21 protein-coding genes are annotated in these 20,386 nt (G+C 43.1%); 10 read left to right on the top strand and 11 right to left on the bottom strand.

Annotation, left to right across the window (positions count from 1 at the left end):
• Window positions 1-23: 23 nt before the first annotated feature.
• Both ACWU4D_RS08850 and tesB read left to right on the top strand, forming a co-directional pair.
• Window positions 24-326 carry an MGMT family protein gene (locus ACWU4D_RS08850; protein ID WP_456051044.1) on the top strand — a complete coding sequence of 101 codons (303 nt, stop codon included), beginning with the start codon at window positions 24-26 and terminating at the stop codon, window positions 324-326.
• A 104-nt stretch (window positions 327-430) separates the two neighbouring features.
• Window positions 431-1,297, top strand: a complete 867-nt coding sequence (gene tesB, locus ACWU4D_RS08845) for an acyl-CoA thioesterase II (protein WP_456051043.1) — start codon at window positions 431-433, stop codon at window positions 1,295-1,297.
• Between the two features lie 12 nt (window positions 1,298-1,309).
• On the opposite strand, the gene ACWU4D_RS08840 is transcribed toward tesB, so the two are convergent.
• Window positions 1,310-1,768: an Lrp/AsnC family transcriptional regulator gene (locus ACWU4D_RS08840; protein ID WP_456051042.1), complete on the bottom strand. Its 459-nt coding sequence runs from the start codon at window positions 1,766-1,768 to the stop codon at window positions 1,310-1,312.
• A gap of 118 nt (window positions 1,769-1,886) precedes the next feature.
• Here ACWU4D_RS08840 and ACWU4D_RS08835 point away from each other — a divergent pair, with 118 nt between their 5' ends.
• Window positions 1,887-2,942: a PLP-dependent cysteine synthase family protein gene (locus ACWU4D_RS08835; protein ID WP_456051041.1), complete on the top strand. Its 1,056-nt coding sequence runs from the start codon at window positions 1,887-1,889 to the stop codon at window positions 2,940-2,942.
• Window positions 2,943-3,036: 94 nt separating this feature from the next.
• On the opposite strand, the gene ACWU4D_RS08830 is transcribed toward ACWU4D_RS08835, so the two are convergent.
• Window positions 3,037-3,906 (bottom strand): Tim44 domain-containing protein, encoded by an 870-nt coding sequence (locus tag ACWU4D_RS08830; protein ID WP_456051040.1) that lies wholly within the window; start codon window positions 3,904-3,906, stop codon window positions 3,037-3,039.
• Between the two features lie 192 nt (window positions 3,907-4,098).
• On the opposite strand from ACWU4D_RS08830, the gene ACWU4D_RS08825 reads away from it, so the two are divergent.
• The 3 genes from ACWU4D_RS08825 (at window position 4,099) to ACWU4D_RS08815 (ending at window position 7,583) form a co-directional block, all read left to right on the top strand.
• A complete protein-coding gene (locus ACWU4D_RS08825; protein WP_456051039.1) occupies window positions 4,099-4,689 on the top strand; it encodes a TetR/AcrR family transcriptional regulator in 591 nt (196 codons plus the stop codon).
• Window positions 4,690-4,698: 9 nt separating this feature from the next.
• Window positions 4,699-6,549 carry an MFS transporter gene (locus tag ACWU4D_RS08820; protein ID WP_456051038.1) on the top strand — a complete coding sequence of 617 codons (1,851 nt, stop codon included), beginning with the start codon at window positions 4,699-4,701 and terminating at the stop codon, window positions 6,547-6,549.
• 110 nt (window positions 6,550-6,659) lie between these two features.
• The gene (locus ACWU4D_RS08815; RefSeq protein WP_456051037.1) at window positions 6,660-7,583 is read left to right on the top strand and encodes a YeiH family protein; all 924 of its coding nucleotides are present in this window, start codon (window positions 6,660-6,662) and stop codon (window positions 7,581-7,583) included.
• 24 nt (window positions 7,584-7,607) lie between these two features.
• Here ACWU4D_RS08815 and ACWU4D_RS08810 read toward each other — a convergent pair whose 3' ends face one another.
• From ACWU4D_RS08810 to ACWU4D_RS08780, 7 genes are all read right to left on the bottom strand, one after another.
• Window positions 7,608-7,784 carry a hypothetical protein gene (locus ACWU4D_RS08810; protein WP_456051036.1) on the bottom strand — a complete coding sequence of 59 codons (177 nt, stop codon included), beginning with the start codon at window positions 7,782-7,784 and terminating at the stop codon, window positions 7,608-7,610.
• A 75-nt stretch (window positions 7,785-7,859) separates the two neighbouring features.
• A complete protein-coding gene (gene menE, locus ACWU4D_RS08805) occupies window positions 7,860-9,305 on the bottom strand; it encodes an o-succinylbenzoate--CoA ligase (RefSeq protein WP_456051035.1) in 1,446 nt (481 codons plus the stop codon).
• Window positions 9,306-10,292 carry an o-succinylbenzoate synthase gene (menC, locus tag ACWU4D_RS08800; RefSeq protein WP_456051034.1) on the bottom strand — a complete coding sequence of 329 codons (987 nt, stop codon included), beginning with the start codon at window positions 10,290-10,292 and terminating at the stop codon, window positions 9,306-9,308.
• A gap of 201 nt (window positions 10,293-10,493) precedes the next feature.
• The gene (gene menB, locus ACWU4D_RS08795) at window positions 10,494-11,360 is read right to left on the bottom strand and encodes a 1,4-dihydroxy-2-naphthoyl-CoA synthase (RefSeq protein ID WP_456051033.1); all 867 of its coding nucleotides are present in this window, start codon (window positions 11,358-11,360) and stop codon (window positions 10,494-10,496) included.
• 24 nt (window positions 11,361-11,384) lie between these two features.
• Window positions 11,385-12,182 carry a 2-succinyl-6-hydroxy-2,4-cyclohexadiene-1-carboxylate synthase gene (gene menH / locus ACWU4D_RS08790; protein WP_456051032.1) on the bottom strand — a complete coding sequence of 266 codons (798 nt, stop codon included), beginning with the start codon at window positions 12,180-12,182 and terminating at the stop codon, window positions 11,385-11,387.
• Complete coding sequence (menD, locus tag ACWU4D_RS08785; RefSeq protein ID WP_456051031.1) at window positions 12,169-13,893, bottom strand: 2-succinyl-5-enolpyruvyl-6-hydroxy-3-cyclohexene-1-carboxylic-acid synthase; 1,725 nt, start codon at window positions 13,891-13,893, stop codon at window positions 12,169-12,171. The genes menH and menD overlap by 14 nt, the downstream gene beginning before the upstream one ends.
• A complete protein-coding gene (locus tag ACWU4D_RS08780) occupies window positions 13,890-15,194 on the bottom strand; it encodes an isochorismate synthase (RefSeq protein WP_456051030.1) in 1,305 nt (434 codons plus the stop codon). The genes menD and ACWU4D_RS08780 overlap by 4 nt, the downstream gene beginning before the upstream one ends.
• Before the next feature lie 204 nt (window positions 15,195-15,398).
• On the opposite strand from ACWU4D_RS08780, the gene ACWU4D_RS08775 reads away from it, so the two are divergent.
• The 3 genes from ACWU4D_RS08775 (at window position 15,399) to ACWU4D_RS08765 (ending at window position 18,720) form a co-directional block, all read left to right on the top strand.
• The gene (locus ACWU4D_RS08775) at window positions 15,399-16,613 is read left to right on the top strand and encodes a pyridoxal phosphate-dependent aminotransferase (protein ID WP_456051029.1); all 1,215 of its coding nucleotides are present in this window, start codon (window positions 15,399-15,401) and stop codon (window positions 16,611-16,613) included.
• 133 nt (window positions 16,614-16,746) lie between these two features.
• Window positions 16,747-17,331 (top strand): 5'-deoxynucleotidase, encoded by a 585-nt coding sequence (gene yfbR / locus ACWU4D_RS08770; protein WP_456051028.1) that lies wholly within the window; start codon window positions 16,747-16,749, stop codon window positions 17,329-17,331.
• 57 nt (window positions 17,332-17,388) lie between these two features.
• The gene (locus tag ACWU4D_RS08765) at window positions 17,389-18,720 is read left to right on the top strand and encodes an anti-phage deoxyguanosine triphosphatase (protein ID WP_456051027.1); all 1,332 of its coding nucleotides are present in this window, start codon (window positions 17,389-17,391) and stop codon (window positions 18,718-18,720) included.
• Between the two features lie 19 nt (window positions 18,721-18,739).
• Here ACWU4D_RS08765 and ACWU4D_RS08760 read toward each other — a convergent pair whose 3' ends face one another.
• Complete coding sequence (locus ACWU4D_RS08760) at window positions 18,740-19,360, bottom strand: tRNA-uridine aminocarboxypropyltransferase (protein ID WP_456051026.1); 621 nt, start codon at window positions 19,358-19,360, stop codon at window positions 18,740-18,742.
• Here ACWU4D_RS08760 and rrtA point away from each other — a divergent pair, their 5' ends adjacent.
• Window positions 19,361-19,906, top strand: a complete 546-nt coding sequence (gene rrtA / locus ACWU4D_RS08755; protein WP_456051025.1) for a rhombosortase — start codon at window positions 19,361-19,363, stop codon at window positions 19,904-19,906.
• A 73-nt stretch (window positions 19,907-19,979) separates the two neighbouring features.
• Here the strand turns inward: rrtA and ACWU4D_RS08750 are convergent, their stop codons facing one another.
• Entirely contained in the window at window positions 19,980-20,147 is a 168-nt protein-coding gene (locus tag ACWU4D_RS08750) for an entericidin EcnAB (protein ID WP_456051024.1), read from the bottom strand.
• Window positions 20,148-20,386: the final 239 nt, after the last annotated feature.

Raw genomic sequence — 20,386 nt, 5'->3', positions numbered from 1 at the left:
AATTATAGTCGGAAAAATCACTAATGAATGAATTCCTTAGCCAAATATATACCGTGATTTATCAAATCCCTGTCGGTCAGGTTTCCACTTACGGTGAAATCGCGACCATGGCTGGCTATCCGGGCTATGCTCGGCACGTTGGAAAAGCGCTCGGCCAACTGCCTAATGACAGCAAACTACCTTGGTATCGCGTTGTTAATAGCAAGGGTATGATTTCTCTCAAGGGAGAAGATCTAGTCCGCCAACGCTCTTTACTACTATCGGAAGGTGTTGATGTGAATAGTGCAGGAAAGATCAGCCTGAGGATTTATCGCTGGCGCCCCTAATTTGGTGACTGCATATTCAATCGCTGTCGATACAAAAAGCATTGCATAATACTCGTATTACACGTTACCGTATATTATTCATAACCCATTTTTAGAGAGAACCAATGAGCCAACCATTAAATAATTTGCTGGAACTACTACAACTTGAACGTTTAGAACAGGGCTTATTTCGTGGCGAGAGCGAGCATATTGGTTTGCCACAAGTTTATGGTGGTCAGGTAATTGGCCAGGCCCTTTCTGCTGCGAGATACACCGTTGAAGAGTCGCGAACAGTTCATTCTTTTCACAGCTACTTTTTACATCGTGGTGACCCTGAAAAGCCGATTATCTATGATGTAGAAAACCTTCGAGACGGCCGTAGTTTCAGTACCCGACGTGTAAAGGCGATTCAAAATGGACGCCCTATATTCTATCTAACTGCATCATATCAAGGCGAAGAAGAAGGGTTTGAACATCAAAAGAGTATGCCTCAAGCGCCCGCACCTGATTCACTGATGTCTGAGCGAGAGTTATGGCAAAAAATGGCGGACTTTTTCCCTCCCAAACTACGCGATACGCTTTGTGGAGAAAAAGCGATAGAAGTAAGACCAACATATGTGGTTAACCCGCTTAAACCCGAAAAAATCGAACCTAAGCAATATCTTTGGATCAGAGCAAATGGGGATTTACCAAACGATCAACTCATTCACCAATATCTCTTAGGTTATGCTTCAGATTGGGGATTTTTATCAACAGCGTTACATCCACATGGCGTAACAATCATGACACCGAAATTCCAAATCGCTACCATCGATCATTCGATCTGGTTCCATCGACCATTCAAAATTGATGAATGGTTGTTGTTTGCAATCGAAAGCCCGTCAGCCACTAACGGTCGTGGACTCGTACGTGGTGAGGTTTTCAACCAACAAGGTCAACTTGTTGCGAGTGCGATGCAAGAAGGCGTGATGCGTCACATCCAAAACGGATAACTGATTCACCAGTTACAATGGAAGTTCTGTTGTATATTTCAGTGATTCCATTGCGAATGTCGAGGTGACTTTGCTCAGTCCCTCGACCGTATTCACCAGTTTTTTATAGAACTCATCAAAGTCCCGCATATCTTTAGCAATCACTTTAAGCATGTAATCGTACTCCCCCGCCATGCGATAGAATTCCATTACTTCGTCATATTCAGACACTGAGTCTACGAAACGGCGATACCACTCATGGGAATGGTCGCTTGTCTGAATCATCACAAACGCGGTAAAGCTCAGTCCTATCGCTTCGGGATCGAGCAACATCACCCTCTTTTTGATCACCCCAGTTTCTTCAAGCTTCTTCAACCGCTTCCAACATGGCGTAGTGGTTAAATTTACCGATTCAGCTAAGTCATTTAAAGAAATGGCACTGTCTTGTTGAAGTAACTTCAGTAAAGCTTTATCGACTCGATCTAACTCCATATATTCACCATTGTAGAAAATTTTTCTATTAAACTGCCAAATAATGAAAAACAATGCAAAACATTTCCCCGTAATTAGAGATAAATTATTAGCCATAACGAGATTTAGGAACATCATCATGTGCTATGACCATCAATGGACTGACGAAGCAATTCGCCTAATAGAGGCCGATTACCAGCGCTCAGCCGACACTCATTTAATTAAGCTAAACCTGCCCTTCTTGGCTGATATCGATATCTATTTAAAAGACGAAAGTACACATCCCACGGGGTCGTTAAAACATCGCCTTGCCCGTTCACTCTTTCTTTATGGAATTTGTAATGGCTGGATTGGCCCAAATACTCCAATTGTTGAATCATCCTCTGGCAGTACTGCGCTTTCGGAAGCCTATTTCGCTCAACTGCTTGGATTGCCCTTTTACGCCGTTATGCCGCGATCGACTGCAAAAAGAAAAATTGAACAAATTGAGTTCTACGGTGGCATTGCTCACTTCATCGATCAGCCCGGAGAAATCTATCAAGCGGCAAAACAGCTAGCGAATGATCTCAACGGCCACTATATGGACCAATTCACCTATGCTGAACGTGCAACCGACTGGCGTGGAAATAGTAACATCGCCGAAAGTATCTTTAATCAGATGCAATGTGAACGCTTTCCAATACCTACATGGTTAGTGATGTCGGCGGGGACTGGCGGCACTTCAGCCACACTCGGACGCTACATCCGTTATCGTCGCCACAATACAAAGCTGTGTGTGGCAGACTGTGAACATTCAGTGTTTTTTGATTATTTCACTCATGGCGATAATACCGTAACAATCGACACAGCAAGCCAGATTGAAGGGATTGGGCGCCCAAGAGTTGAACCCAGCTTTATTCCCGGTGTAATAGATCAAATGCAATTAATCGATGATGCCGCAAGTGTTGCAACGATTCATTGGTTAGAAAAGAAAATTGGCCGAAAAGCCGGACCATCGACTGGAACCAACCTTTATGCGGCTCTTCAATTAGCGTATGAGATGAAACAGCGCGGAGAATCAGGTTCAATCGTCACCTTACTTTGCGACAGTGGAGAGCGCTACTTAGATACCTATTACAACTCTGAATGGTTGGATTGCCATATTGGCGACCTTACACCGTACCTCGACAAACTCGCGACCATGGAAGCATGGTAAGTATTCAGCCGATCTGAATACCAAAACAATCAAATAAAAAAAGCTCGAGCAATAAACTCGAGCTTTTCAATCAAGATGTAACGAGCAATAAGAGTTAGCCTTGAATACCCACGATAACCCATGGTGCGTTATCAACGCTCAAGTCACGCTCTAGATGCCAAATATCTTCAATATCTTCTTCAATCGCTTCAACGTTATCACGATAACGACCCGAGAACTGTAAGCTCAACTGAGCACGATTTGCATCGTAGTCAGCACGCACAACTTCCGCATCTACATACATTACATCGGTATGTTGCTCACCTTCCAGTTTGGCTCGTTCAGCAGATAAGTCATCAAACAAGCTTTCTGAAACATACTCACGAATAGTTTCAAGTTGATTGTGATTCCATGCGCCTTGAATAATTCGATAATGCTCACGTGAACCATTTATAAATGCAGCCTGATCAAAACCTGGAGGATAGTTATGTGGCACATCACTGTCGACCTTTGCACCAAAACCACCGCTTGGTTGCTCAAAGTTATGAGCATTATTTTGTTCGAACGACTGACGATTCATCCCCGGATTGTTTCCACCGAATGCTGGTTGTTGCTCATTCATACTCGCTTGTTTTGCGGCAAGCATATTACGTAGAAACTTAAATCCTATATAGGCAATCACACCCATAATGAGAATATCTAAAAATTGAATGCCTTCAAATGCACCGCCAAAAAACGCGGCTAAAAGACCACCAGCAAGTAAACCGCCGAGCAAACCACCCATTAGTCCTTTACTTTTTGAACCATTCGCTGCCGCACCTGGCTTATTGATTGAACTGGTATTGGTTGCATTATTTTTAGGTGCAGGAGCCGTTTTAAACGATTTACCTAATTTAAGACCACCGCCAAACTTCTTGGCTTCCGCGACTTGAACTGTGGCAAGCGACACCATCAGTATCATCATGAGGGAAACAAAACGCTTCATGTCATTCCTTAATCATCATTAGTAGAAAAATTAACTACGACTTTATCATAGCGACTACCTACATTGTTGCAAGAAGAACACGATAATAGACTTGTTTCAGAATATTGCAGGCGATAATGCTGGCTTTTAATTGACGTTATCAATGTACCTTTATAGAATAATGAACGTTGTTCATTAACGATTGAAAATATCATGGCCAGACGAAACGATCACACCAGAGAAGAGTTAATTAAACTTACCCTTGAACAAGTAAAATTGTTCTTGAGCTATAACTCATACCACGAGCTAAGCTTGCGTAAGTTAGCATCAATGATCGGATATGTACCAAGCACTTTAGTCAATGTGTTTGGTAGCTATAATCTACTGTTACTTCATGCGGTTGCTCAAACGCTCGACGAACTATCCGCTGAAGCACAAGGCCAAGTCAAAAATTGCACCGATCCTCGCGAAGCATTATTAAAGCTTGCTCACTGTTATCACAACTTTGCTCTTGCTCATCCATACCGTTGGCAGCTGATTTTCGAACATAATATGAACGGTGAGGCGCTGCCAGAATGGCAAAGTGAACGAATCGATAATATGACCGGAATGTTAGAAGACCTTTTAGCGACACTTGCTCCACAACGTAGCCACGATGAAGTCTTACGAGCAAGCCGAGTATTATGGTCTGGTGTTCATGGCATAACGTTACTTAGTGTCGATGATAAATTCTTTGCGAGCAAACCAATTGATGGTAATGAACTGATCGATAACCTCATCTCACAATACCTCCTGAATTGGTAACAACTATAAATGTCATCCTTGCTGACGAAGCGCCGCTTTCTGCCTTACTTTACCACGCAGTTTTTCGGCGCTTTTAACGACAATATATTTAAGAACACCCTCTTATTATTTGTCGCTTTTGCGAGTGCTGATAAGCTTTCGATCTCCAGTAACCTCTATATCAACCTTGCCGCAGGTCTCTTTATCCTGCCTTTTTTCCTGTTTTCTGCAACCGCAGGAGTAATGGCTGACAAATATGAAAAAAGTGGCTTTATTCGCAAGGTGAAACTGCTAGAAATTGCAATCATGTGCTGTGGAGCGGTTGGCTTTATTACTCAGAGCTACTCGCTATTACTGCTTTTACTCTTTTTAATGGGCACTCAATCGGCATTATTTGGCCCAGTTAAATATGCACTGCTCCCACAACAACTTAAATCGAATGAATTGGTCCATGGAAATGCATTGGTTGAAATGGGAACCTTTTTAGCAATTTTACTGGGAACCCTTGTCGCTGGAATTATCGCATCGCTGGATCATGCACACCTTTATGCCGCGAGCGCTGTGATAATATTTTCTTTAGTCGGCTATATGGCAAGCCGACAAATACCCCTCGCCGCGCCTAGTAACCCTTCTCTTCTTTTCGTTTGGCGACCAATATCTCAAACCAAAAATACACTTGCTATCGCACACCGCGATCCGACGATTCTTACCGTCATTCTTTCAATTAGCTGGTTTTGGTTTATGGGCGCGACCTATTTAACGCAATTTCCAAACTTTACCAAATTCTACTTAAACGGTGGGGAAACTGCGGTTTCAAGCCTACTCGCCCTTTTTTCAGTTGGCATCGCCTTAGGGTCACTCGCCTGTGACCGACTGTCAATGAAACGCGTTGAGCTAGGGATTGTACCTCTGGCGAGCTTAATGATTTCTATTTTTGGTTTTCTCTTGATTCAACACACGCCAACCCAACCGACGATTGAAACTTCATTTATACAATTTATTGGCAACACGGCTCTATGGCCCATGTTCTTTGATTTACTGATGATCGGAGTATCAGGAGGACTGTTTATTGTCCCACTCTACGCCTTTTTGCAAAAACGGGCTCAACCAACAGAACGGGCTCAAGTGATTGCCGCACTTAATATCTACAATGCATTATTTATGGTGACAAGTGCGATTTTGGGTATTGTTGTCCTCTCGCTTTTACAGTGGGAAATTAACGAACTTTTCTATTTGCTCTCTGTATTAAACCTAGTTGTTGCCGGCTATCTAATCTATCGAGTACCGATTTACACCGTTCGTTTTATTCTGTCCCTCTTAGCAAGGATCTTTTATCGTGTTCGCTTTACAAACCTTCAACATATCCCAGAGAAAGGCGGAACGTTGCTAATATGCAACCACGTTAGTTATATTGATGCTTTGCTATTAAATGTCGCTTCGCCGCGTTTGATTCGATTTGTTATGGAAGCGGACTATGCCAACCTACCTTTATTGCGTTCGTTTTTAAGAAAAGCGGGGGTCATTCCAATTTGTGCGAGAAATTCTACAACTCTAAAATCCGCTTTCGAAGAAGTAGAAGAAGCATTGAATAATGGTGATTTAGTTTGTATTTTTCCTGAAGGACGTCTAACCCCTAATGGAGAGGTCGGCCCATTTATGCGCGGTATCGATTTACTCATCGCGAAAAATAACGTCGTTGTGGTGCCTTTAGCTCTAAAAGGGCTTTGGGGCAGCTACTTTAGCCGATATAAGGGTAAAGCTTGTAAAGGATTGCCACAACGATTTCGCGCGGAGATTGAGCTCAGAGCGGGAGTTGCGATCGAACCCGATCAAGCGTCACGCCGCACTCTTCGCACTGCCGTTGTCAATTTGCTTGAGTAATCGATTTATGCTCACTAAGTTTTAATATTTGATAAAAAGAATATGACTTACTGAGCTCTCACGATGAGTTACAATACGCATATTCACACTGTTGAGACCATCTATTGTTTATGAGCACCTATCGCCAATACATTCCGTTTGTTTGCGCGCTTCTTCTTTGTGCAACTCCGTATATCACGTCTCCAACAGCCTTAGTTATCGGATTTTTTCTGTCCAGCTTTGGTTTAATTCCAGCACAATTACCCATTGCCAAATTTACTAAAAAGTTACTCGCGTATTCGATTATTGGATTAGGATTTGGTATACCTTTTCAACAGGCGCTCGTTGTCACCAGCCATGGTATCGGTTTAATCATAACAACCATTTTTATCACACTAATGCTCGGATGGTTTATCAGTGAAAGAATCGGCCTTGCGCATAAAACAGGGTACTTAATCGCATCAGGTACGGCGATTTGTGGTGGTAGTGCAATTGCCGCTGTTGCCCCGGCCATTGAAGCCGATGACGACCAAATAGGGTTGGCTCTCGGAACGGTATTTGCGCTTAATTCCATAGCTCTATTTATATTCCCAGCCATCGGCCACTGGTTTCATTTAACTCAACATGAATTTGGAACTTGGGCTGCGATTGCTATTCACGACACATCTTCTGTGGTTGGCGCAGCGTCGGCCTATGGCGAAGAAGCGCTAAAAACCGCAACCACCTTAAAACTGGCGCGCGCGTTATGGATTATTCCGGTCGCGTTTATTAGTGCATTTCTATTCCGTAGCGATTCAAAAAAAATCACTATTCCTTATTTTATTTTATTCTACTGTGTTGCCATCGGTGTCAGTGATGTACTGCCCGAATATCAAGATTTGTATAACGGAATATTTGGCGTGGCAAAACAAACACTAGTGGTATGTTTGATGTTGATTGGGTGCGGGTTATCGTTTGACCGATTGAAGGCTGCCGGAAGCCGCCCTTTACTGTTTGGTGTCGGGTTATGGGGAATGATATCGATCTCATCACTGGCGTGGATAATGCTGGGATAAATAGAAATCGGATGATAGAAGTCGTTAAGTTGTCATGTCGTTTACATTCGATTGTTGACGACGCCTATCACGACGAGAGAGAACCACTGAAACAATAACAAGAAAAGCCGCTAATTCTGCTAGCGAGCGAGTCGCACCCGTGGTAGTCAAGGCAATAAGTAATTGAATGACAACCACTGACATTAATAACCCATTTTTCATTGTTTCCGACCTATTCCGCTCAATTCATTTAATAATTATGACGAAAAGCGATTTAAGTACCAATTCTGTTTTGAACTATCTCATAACCAAATATTGGGTTTGTTGCGTATTGAACCACTCTTTCACGTGATAACGAGAAACTTTAATGCCCTGATTAAATATTGAATCTGGCAGAGCAAAATAGTCAATTGGCCATTTATATTTGTCTAAAGCCAGTGCTAACGATTGTTCAATATAGCAACGATCGATAGGCTGCTGACCGCAGTCAATAAATGCTACCGGGCGAGCACCATATTCTTTGTCCATAACCGCGAGTACAACCGCGACACGGATCAATGGAATAGCCACTAACGCTGCTTCGATTTCTTCACAATGGATGTTCTCTCCACCCGACACAAACATGTTATCGGCGCGGCCTAATATAACAAGTTCTCCATCACGCCATTCCCCTAGATCCCCTGAATCATACCAACCACGGTTGTCGACTAGTGGTGTCAAATGGCCGCAGTTGTAGTAACCAAGGGCAAGAGTGTCACCCGCTACTAAGATTCGCGCTCCTTCAACAATCAGTGAACGCCGTGGTAATACAGCTCCAACACCAACTTGAGAATCTGCTCGTTTTGCGGTTACCGTAGAGGCCGCCTCAGTCATCCCATAGCCAAGCCAAGTCTCAATACTGCGTTTCTCAGCTCGCTGGCAAAGAGCAGGAGGAATGTGACTTCCGCCGAGCAAAACGTGAGTTAAATTCAGACTGAGAGATGGATTATCTAAAAGACGGGCGAGTTGGACAGGCACAAGCGAGGCGTGGGTAACGCCGACAATCTCCTGCTCTAAATTTCCATTCCCTACTTTCAGGCAAGCGCCAACTTGAAGCCAACGATACACTATGGCCAATCCTGACACATGATACAGTGGCAAACTAAGCAACCAACAGTCCATTGGGGTAAAAGAAAAATGGTGTAATAGCCCATCTGCCGATGCGTAGTGCTGCTGATGAGAGTGTGCCACGACTTTTGGATTGCCCATCGAGCCAGAGGTAAACGTTAGCGTTGCGAGGTGGGTGGCGTCATAGTCACTAACGCATGAATGTGTCGGCGCGAGACTAATGCTACTTTGCAATTCTAATACTGGCTTCAGACTCTGAACATAAGGAAACTCATCAATACAGTGCGTACCTTGGTCATATAACCAAAGCTGTTGGTCAGATTGAACTAGCTGCCTTAATTTATTACGGATCACTGAAACTGGGCTTGACGCGATAAAGCTGACGCGAATATCGAGCATCATTGCCGCGAGAAATAGCCATAAATGATGGGGATGATTCTTCCCAAGAACCACTAAGGTATCACCTTTGACCAAACCATGTTGTCCGAGATAGCGTGCAACAGCAGCCGTTGTGTCTTGCACATCCTTCCAGTGATATTGACACGTGCCATGGATCAATGCGATCTGATTGGGCCGAGATTCAGCCCAATAATTAAATAAGCAATCTTGACTACTTTGAGTCGTACTTGTGCTCATTTATGCGCTCCAAATTAACTCCTGAGATTCCAAACTAACAAGTGGAAGCTCACTTCCAGGCCAAGGGGTTTCGAGTTGAACTTGGTATAAATTAATCGTGTCGAGGCCGGGGACTTCATCTGGCAATAGTAAATGTGCAACTCGAGCAAGTTGACATAACCCTAAGCTAGATTCCAAGCTTGAACTTATCACGGGTTTAATCCCCAAACGATGCGCTTTCTCAATCAAATATTGGCAACGTTGGATCGAGCCAATCATAGTTGGCTTGATTATGATGGTTTTAACACCGGTCAAATCTTCCAACCTAAAGTTGGGATCACGTAACGATGCTTGCAATGTTTCATCCCACGCAACGGCAATCCCAGTATCAATCGCAAACGCGATACTATCACTTGGCGATTGACAAGGTTCTTCAATATAAACAATACGTTGGCGATAAGAATGAGCAATACGGCTGGCAAAAATCTTTGCTTTTTCAGAAGTCCAAGCGCGATTCGCGTCTAAGCGCAGTTTTAGATCGGGAATGGATTCAAGCAATAAGTTAATAGTAAGACCGTCACGAATCGCTTCATACATACCTACTTTAATTTTTGCAACACGCTCCCCCGGCATCTCTTTTAATTTAGCGATCAATTCATCAGGATCGCCGACACCTAGTGGCGCAGCAAAAAAGTTACCATCTTGAGGCAACTCGTCGTTTAATTCCATGAGCGCCGCAGATAGACCAAACGCTACAGATGGATATAATTCATCATAATTTGGTTCATGACCTTGGCACCAAAGTGTCAATTGCTCTTGCGCCTGAATTCCGGCCTCTTCGACCGATTCTAAATTAAACGTTATAAGCGGAGCGACTTCACCGCGCCCGACTTTTTCATCATCATGCAGTTCGATAATAAAACCAACACGTTCAAGTAACTTTTCTTGACGAAGAATAACCCCGCTATCCATTGGTAGACGGTAGCGATACAGTTTTGCACTTCGCATAGCAATGTAACCCCTAAATGAGAAAACATCGATCTAAGCGATGTTTTCTATACCTACAAACCATGCACATGACGTTGCTTAGTTACGTTTTTTATTTTTGTCTAAACGAGGACACATCCATTGTACCCTCGTGATGTATTTCAAATGGCCATAATGTCTACAAGTGTTATGGCCGTCAATCAAATGATCTCGCTCTGAAGCTTATGGGTTTCGTGGAAACTTATTGAAATCTGGTCGGCGTTTTTCATTAAACGCGTTTCGTCCCTCTTGCCCTTCATCAGTCATATAGAACATCATTGTGGCGTTCCCTGCAAGCTCTTGTAATCCTGCTTGACCATCGCAATCGGCATTCAGCGCCGCTTTAAGACAACGCAATGCCATTGGACTATGTTGAAGCACTTCACGACACCAGCGAACGGTCTCTTTCTCTAACTCTTCTAATGGAACAACGGTATTGACCAGTCCCATATCCAACGCTTCCTGAGCATCATAGAATCGACACAAGAACCATATCTCACGAGCTTTTTTCTGGCCGACAATACGAGCCATGTAAGAAGCTCCCCAACCGCCATCAAACGACCCAACTTTTGGACCGGTTTGGCCAAATTTTGCATTGTCTGCTGCGATGGTTAAATCGCACATCATATGAAGAACATGACCACCACCAACAGACCAACCAGCAACAGACGCAATTACAGGTTTAGGACAGGTTCGGATATCACGTTGAAAATCGAGAACATTAAGGTGGTGAGTACCCGTATCATCTTTATAGCCACCATAATCACCACGGATTTTTTGGTCTCCACCAGAGCAGAAGGCATCTTCACCTAACCCAGTTAATATAATCACACCAACATTAGAATCATAACGCGCATCGGCCAACGCATTGAGCATTTCCTTAACGGTCTGTGGCCGGAATGCATTTCGGACTTGTGGGCGAGCAATCGTAATCTTTGCGATTCCGTCCGTAGATTTATGGTAATGAATATCTTCGTAGCCTTGATTGCATTCTTGCCATTCAACCGGCGCGTAAAGTTCTTGTTCTGTTATTCCAACTGTTATCGTCATCGTTTTACCTATGAGTTCTCATTTCTACACATCACAAGTGTGGGTTATGAATTTACGTAAACACGCCACATATGCGTTGGGTTGTTCTTTGTGTACGTTGTGCCCTGCTTTCGTAACTTGGGTATATGGCAACCCGCTTTTTTCAGCAAGCTGACTAAACTTAGAGTCTCTCGCACCACAGATATAATGTATCGGCAGCGACTGTTGCTTAAGCTCATCGAGAAGATAAGGCTGCTTCCCCAAAGAGGTGGCAATCAACATTTCTGCGACACAAACACCTAGATTATCACTCCGCAAGGTCACGAGTCCTTGTCTTTGCTCATCATTTAAATCAGAAAAAATCGGCTGATGGTACCAATCGGTTAATACATGCTCAATCGGCTCCAAAGAGAAGCGCCGTGCCCAGTTAAGATCAGACTCCATACGACGTTGACGCAATTGAATATCTTCAATTCCTAAGTTGCCGCCTTCAGAGATTAAGCCTACCAAGTTAATCCCATTCCAGAGTTGCTTTGCTAACCCATACATGGCGATTCGCGCACCCAACGAATACCCAACCAAAATAACAGGAACATTAGGTTCTAAACGATGAATAATGGTCTCTTTTATCATCTGACAAGTATCGTCAAATCCCTCACACTCTCGATAAACACTTCGACCATGACGACAGACATCGATGGTTAGACAATCATTCTCCTCAAGTTGCTCAACAACCTGATTCCATTCATTGCTATCCCCCAAAAATCCATGGAGAAACACAAATGTCGGCGATGGCTTAGAGTGAACACTTTCCGAGCTCGGGTAATACTTATTTGAGAGCATAAATTTTATTAACCTGTTGTTGAATCAGTGTTGATATCGACTGGTTTGCTGTCTTAACTTCGACAACCAAACCACCTCGACCTTGATCAATATGTTGCGTGACACTGTCGATTAAGTCGCGAGTGGAATTCGGTACAAAATAAGAGAGCCCAAACTGTGCTGCCGCATGCTGAAATTCAAAGCCATGTGGCATTTGATAGAGTTCCAGTTTTTTCTGTTCAGGGACCGGTAACATGTCGAATATTGCCCCCCCATCATTGTTGGTGACTATGATGATAAATGGTTGAGTCTGTTGTGCGACTAAGGCTAAAGAGTTTAAATCGTACAGAAGGGATGTATCGCCGATCAGCAAAATTAATGGGCAAGATCGGGCTTTCTGAACACCAACAGCACTGGCTACCAAACCATCAATGCCCGATGCACCTCGATTGCTAAAGGTCTCTCGGTTATTTAGCTGAGCAAACATATCGATAAGGCGAACAATCATACTATTGCCAATAAATAAGTCCGCCTCAGTTGGAAGGAGGTGAATGGCTTTCGCTAACATAATTTCAGAAACAGATTCATCAAGATCGAGCTTCTCTAGATTCTGTTTCGCTAAATATAAAGGTTCATCGAGAGCCTTTACCCAACCATGATGAAGAGCATTTGAAGGAGTATCACCTTGGTACCATTGTTCACATAGTTGATTGGCATTGGCAACGATATGGATTTGAGGTAAATGCTGAGGATTATCGCGCTGACTGAGCGGAGAAACATAGAAATAGTGCGCGGCTTGCTCTAAGACTTGCTGTTTGAACCACGCATGCAGTCGTTTGGACACAATTCGAGAACCAAATTGCACAATACAATCACATGCCGAGAGCTGCTTAGCGAACGGTGGATGCTGTAACCAAAGATCATAATGTGCCCAATCACTCGTCACTCCAGATTGAGGATCACACAACACTGGCCAACCTAAATTTTTAGCTAACTTGAAGGCTTTTTGTGCCTCTCCTAGCTCGAGCTGCCCTAAGACAAAAACACCTTTGCGTTGATTCAACCATTGAAAATCGATCTCATTACACCGATTTTCAACCACCAATTTATCGGGCTTAGTGAAGGCCTTATCGCTCTTAGACCAAGCAAGTAACTCTGAGTTGTAATAGTCAGAATATTCGATATCACTCTTACAGTATAACGGCTCAGGAAAAGGACAGTTTATATGTATCGCCCCACCTTCTAGTGCTTGCTTATGTAATAATTCATCGATTGAAGTCAGTAAATAGGGAAGTGAAAACGAGGCATTAGGAGATGGAAGATTAAGGGCTGCGGTAACATGGTTAGAGAAGATTCCGGGCTGAACAATGGCCTGATTGGCACCACACCCTACAAGTTCTGGTGGTCGGTCAGCCGTCAGTAAAATCAACCTTTCTTTGGTTAGGTTTGCTTCAGCAACAGCAGGTAACAAATTGGCGACCGCAGTCCCTGAGGTAACGATGACGGCGACAGGTTTATGGCTAGCTTTGGCAAGCCCAAGAGCTAAAAACCCCAAACCACGTTCGTCAAAATGAGAATACATCGTTAACTTAGGGTTGGCATCTGCTTCTAGGGTTAACGGTGTAGAGCGTGAACCTGGGGCAACGCAGACTTGGCTAACACCAATCCGACTTAGCTCTTCGAGTAAAACCTGACTCCAAACTCGATTTAACTGAGCTTGGTTATCACTCACGATACTGTCTCAAATGAACAGCTATCGTTAATTAAACTGAGTAATGTCGACATTTTTCGGTCTAACTCCTGCCATTCACACTCGGCTACTGAACCTGGGACAATTCCGGCTCCAGCGTATAATTTAACTTGATTTTCAGTGACTAAGGCACTTCGAATTGCAACACAAAATTGCGCTTCTTCATGACTGATGTATCCAATAGAACCGGCATACCAGCCACGGGGAAAGGGCTCATTTTCCGTAATAAACTCGAGTGCAGGTTCACGAGGGAACCCCGCAACGGCTGCCGTTGGTTGCAAGGCATCAAGCAGTTTAACGCCATTCACTCCTCTTTCTAGCTCAGCGGTGATTGAGCGTCTTAAATGCTGAACCTTACGTAATTTAATCAACTGTACTTGGTCATCTACCATCACCTGACTCGAGAGGGGTTTAATCCGTTCGACTAAATCATCAACCACATATTGGTTTTCAACTAGATTCTTAGTATCACTGCCCAACCAAGCTGACATTTTCTCATCTTTCTCTGCATCATCACTGCGCCCTGTCGTGCCGGCAAGCGCTTCTGAGCGTAATGTTTGATATTGACGATGATACAGGCGTTCTGGTGTCGACCCCATAAAACAGTGTTTACGATCTAAAACCAGCATAAAATGAAAGCTATTGTTATTGATTGCATAACTGGATTTCATCAATTGTGAAGCACTAATGTGTTGATCAAGTTCGACCCGAGTTTCGCGAGCCAGCACCACTTTCTTAAACTGGTTTTCTTCTATTTGACCAAGTGCTTTATCAACTAACTGTGACCATTCATCGTGATTAGGAAGATGTTCAAATTTTGTAATTTCGGTAGAGATCGCACCCAGCGGCTCTGCTGCCGCCTTTAATTTACGTAGCCCTTCTACTGTACGGCTTTTATCTTCGGTAAAGTTAGCCGCTAGCATCCATGAACCATCACGACAAATTAACTCGAACTGAGGTAAAAAGAACAGTGACGACATGCAACGAGGGTTTTTCTCACTACGCCCATCAAAAGAGCGACCACCCCATACTCGTTGACCGGGTGCGAGAATTTTATAGGCAGGCGTAGGGTCTAAAAACGTGTACAACTGCCCTAATGCGACAACTTGCTCTTGCCCATCACGTGAATGCCAGAAAAATTTTGGAAATAAAGGTTGGGCATCGAGCCAATCGATTAAATCTGTTTCAAATTCGGATGCTAAAGAAAGCGTAACGCGGCTCTCCTTTTCAGCAGAATTAATCATACTAATTAATTGATCGATAGCTTGATAGAAATACGACAAGGCAACCTCAAATAACTCGATAAAACGGATAATGCCGCTACTCTATTGACAGAAGAGTTTTAAATCAAGGTTCATCCGATAGGATTTTGTTTCCCATCTAAATTAATATAAATAAATTGACGAAACAATTTAGATTATTATTCTTTTAAACCTTAATTTAGTGTAACTTAATAAGAAATTTCATTCATTTTCAGGAATCTTGCAATGCAAAATATCGGGATGTCATCCAAACTCGATAATGTCTGCTACGACATTAGGGGCCCAGTACTGAAACATGCTAAACGCATGGAAGAAGAGGGGCAGAAAATCCTCAAACTCAATATTGGTAACACCGCCCCATTCGGTTTTGACGCCCCAGATGAAATCCTAGTCGATGTCATTCGAAATCTTCCAACATCGCAAGGTTATGGCGACTCCAAAGGGATCTACTCTGCTCGTAAGGCCGTGGTTCAATATTATCAGAAAAAGGGACTGCGCTCTCTCGATGTCGAGGATGTCTATATCGGTAATGGTGCATCTGAGTTAATTGGCATGTCGATGCAAGCATTACTCAATGATGGCGATGAGATGCTCGTACCTGCCCCAGATTACCCACTATGGACAGCCTCTGTTTCGATATCTGGTGGTAAAGCCATTCATTATATGTGTGATGAAGAATCAGATTGGTATCCTGACCTTGATGATATAAAGAAAAAGATTACCCCAAGAACACGCGGCATTGTATTAATCAACCCGAATAACCCAACGGGCGCCGTGTACAGTCGTGACTTCTTACTCGAAGTAATTGAAATCGCACGTCAGCACAAACTCATTATTTTTGCTGACGAAATCTACGATAAAGTTCTTTATGACGGAGCTGTACATACATCAATTGCAACTCTTGCAGACGATGTATTAATGGTGACATTTAATGGTCTTTCGAAAGCCTATCGTGTCTGTGGTTTTCGAACGGGTTGGATGTTTATCACTGGGCCAAAACATTTCGCTGAGGGATATATTTCTGGCTTAGATATGTTGGCATCGATGCGATTGTGCCCAAATATGCCGATGCAGCACGCGATTCAAACCGCGCTCGGAGGCTATCAAAGCATCAATGAGCTGATTCTTCCTGGAGGACGCCTTCTTGAGCAACGTGATCGTGCTTGGGAACTGATTAACCAAATTCCTGGGGTATCGTGCGTAAAGCCCAAAGGAGCGATGTATCTTTTCCCGAAATTGGATCAGAAAAAATTCAATATTCAAGATGACCAACAATTAGTGCTCGACTTCTTAATCCAAGAAAAAGTGCTTCTTGTTCAGGGGTCTGGGTTTAATTGGCCAAAACCGGATCATCTACGGATTGTCTTTTTACCTCATGTCGAGCTGCTCGAAATGGCGATTGGTCGTTTCGAACGTTTCTTAAGTACTTATAAACAATAGTATTATCGACCATAACACCTATCGACAGTATCACGAATGGATTCGGTAGGCAGAAAAGGCTCACTTCGGTACACTAGAAGTGAGCCTTTTTGTATATACCATTTTTATAACCTTATTAGGAATGCCGAGCTTTATGAAAGAGAGTCATTTTTTTGCACACCTAGCCAGAATGAAATTAATTCAGCGCTGGCCACTCATGCGTTCTGTTTCTAAAGAAAACGTTTCCGAGCACAGTTTACAAGTGGCGTTTGTGGCTCATGCACTCGCTCTGATTAAAAACAGAAAATTTGGCGGTTCAACGAACCCTGAGCGTATTGCAATAAAAGCAATGTATCACGACAGCAGTGAAGTGCTCACAGGTGACCTGCCAACGCCTGTCAAATACTACAATCCAGAAATCGCTAAAGAGTATAAAAAAATTGAAGCGGCGGCGGAGCAAAAACTCCTCTCTATGCTTCCTGAAGAGTTCCACGCTGATTTCAAACCATATTTGCTTTCAGATGCCGTGTACGAAGAAGATGAACTCATCGTAAAACAGGCAGACTGTTTGTGTGCGTACCTAAAATGTTTAGAAGAGCTCAGCGCAGGAAACCATGAATACGCACTGGCGAAAAAGCGTCTTGATGTCACGTTAGAGCAACGTAAATCACCTGAAATGACTTACTTTTTAGACACTTTCGCCCCCAGTTTTGAACTTACTTTGGATGAAATCAGCTAAACTAAGATCTTACAGTAAGAACAGGTTGGTAAATTAAGTTACGAATCAGGAGTAAATATGGACTTAACGATAAACCCACTTTGGGAATTGCGTCATAATGATGAAAACAAACTTCGCCTCAATGACCATCGAAGTCCATTCCAACGCGACCGCGCTCGCATTCTCCACTCTGCTGCTTTTCGTCGCTTACAAGCCAAAACTCAAATTCATGGTACTAACCTGAATGACTTTCATCGTACGAGGCTGACTCACTCCCTTGAGGCCGCGCAGATAGGAACTGGAATTGCCGCTCAATTAAAACTGAAACACCCAGAACTGAATTCACTACTGGGCTCAGATAGCTTAATTGATTCTCTCTGTTTAGCTCATGATATTGGTCACCCACCCTACGGTCACGGTGGTGAAGTTGCCCTAAATTATATGATGCGTGACCACGGTGGCTTTGAAGGCAATGCACAAACATTTCGAATCGTGACTCGCCTAGAGCCATATACCGAACACCATGGTATGAACCTTTCTCGTCGCACTCTACTTGGATTGCTAAAATATCCAGTATTGATTAGCCAACTAAGCGCTAAAACTCAGCCACACCCACCGATTAATCAACGCCAGCTCAAAGCCAAAGATTGGGCACCCGCGAAAGGAGTGTATGACTGCGATCAAACTAAGCTAACGAGCGTATTTGAACCGTTAAGTGATCATGATAAAAAACAGATCGCAACGTTACGTGACCCAATGAACGACAACCCAAATCGACATCAGAAAACTCGGTTTAAATCTCTCGATTGTTCCATCATGGAGCTGGCGGACGATATTGCTTACGGCGTCCACGATTTAGAAGATGCTATCGTGTTAGGCATGGTTAATCGCAATCAGTGGCGAGAAGCAGCCGAAGCTAACTTAACTCAATGCGGTGATCCTTGGTTTGAAACGAATCTAGACTCGATCAGTGACATGCTATTTTCCGGAGAGCATTTTAAGCGAAAGGATGCCATTGGAGGAATGGTGAACGCTTTACTAACGAACGCGCGAATTCAACCAGTAGATTGCCACTTTGACTCTCCATTGCTAGCGTATAATGCCATTCTCGAACCAGCGATGGCACAAGCTTTAGGTGTGTTAAAACAATTCGTCAGTCATTATGTGATTCAAAATCCTCAAGTTCAGCGCTTCGAATATAAGGGGCAGCAGATCATTATGGAATTATTTGAAGCATTAAATGCTGATCCTGAACGATTACTCCCTGAATCAACGCAACAAAAATGGCGACTGGCTGAACAGCAATCCGATCAAGGTATGCGTGTGATCTGTGACTATATCGCAGCCATGACCGATGCCTACGCACAACGTCTTCATCAAGAACTGTTTTCGAGTAATAGCATCCGATAAAAAACTAACGCCTTCCTGCTTAGTTTTTTTTGTTCAGATAATTGCGTTCAAAAACCCCAGCTGGCATTTGTGCAATTTGAAACTCAATCATCTTCTCAAATGTGGTGATCAGTGATGAAAAATCTCGTTCTGGATGCCATAAAGATAGCAAATGAAATCCTGCCTCAACCGTCGATAAAGCGTTGGGATCAGGCGCTTTCCGAATTCGATAATTTCCATGCAACTCGCTTGGTAACTTAACACAAGGCAAGCAATGTAGATTGCTCGACAACTGCCATATTTTGTAGGCTTTCTTCCATGTACCATCTAAGAGAATCGCACGTTGTTTTCGGCTATTGCTGTTCTTTGTAGGTTTATTTGAGAGTGCGATAGCGTATTCTCTCGGATATAATACAAAATGCTCATACTCTGCATCACCGAGAAGTCGATTTAGACCCTCGTGATTGGAGAAGTCCTCACCAATAAAGAGATGTGAGTTTGGTAAAGACAGTGCCAGTATTTTCGCTGTGCCCATTGGACGATGTTCTTCTGTTGGATGCTGAAGAATAACAAGTTCCAAATTAGAATTAAGCGTTTGAATTGTTGAGCAAATACATGCTCTTTTAGCCTTTCCACATTGAGAGCAATAACGAGAAGTCATATGTATCGAATCCTAATTTTAGCCATAATTACCCTAATCTGTATCTTTGCCCAGCACCCGGTAGTATCCCACGCTATGATATGGGATAGAGAACTTATTCTCGATGGCGAATGGTGGCGAATTTTAACAGGAAACCTTACCCATACAAACCTACCACACCTCATAATGAATGTTGCCGCATTATGGCTGATCGGAATCATTTTTCAATCGCACCCATTTCAACTACTAGTGATCACCATTGCTTTATCAATCATCGTGGGTGGAGCGTTAATACCATTCTCTAATATCGACCAATATGTCGGGCTTTCAGGAACATTACATGGTTTATTCGTCTACGGTGCGCTGCAGGAATTAATGAAAGGAAAAGCAAGCAGTTGGCTGTTAGTCTTAGGGATAATCGTAAAAGTTGGATGGGAGCAATGGGCTGGACCATTAGCCTCTACAGAAGAGATGATCGATGCACCCATTGCAATTGAAGCACATCTTATCGGCCTAGTTGCAGGGATATTCCTCGCCTTCATAACACCCAACCATCGACAACTATAGTGAATCTTGAGTCACACTGAAGTCAATCATTGCCTATCTATTTTGATGTGCTTGATTGGCTTTTGAGTTTATTCTACTCCGTCGCGTTGTGAATGGCCTCTCTTGTTCCATCAACCACTTCACCAGTCGTTGTTTTTGTTTGCTCCCATATTGTGGATGAATCCTTTTTTACGCCCTTTAGTGTTTCTGCACAACCAGTTAACAGCATAGCCATCGCGAATGTGACCAATGTTATTTTCATTATTCTTCTCCACTTATTCTATCGAATTGAAATATCGACTTTAGTTTCTCACTCTTTACTAATCATTAAAGACTTCGAGTACAAAGATGGCTTTTAAAAAAAGGAGTCAAAATTGTATCTCACTACGCATCGAATTTGTCACTCATTTATCTAGAGTTACATTTTTAAATATCGTAAATAAGACATTCTGACAGTTTGAACTACAATTTATGGATTAGAGCTTTTTTTAAAGGTAATGA

Source organism: Vibrio phycocola (assembly GCF_053850235.1).
The sequence above is the reverse complement of the archived record's forward strand: the minus strand, read 5'-3'. Positions and strand labels throughout refer to the sequence as shown.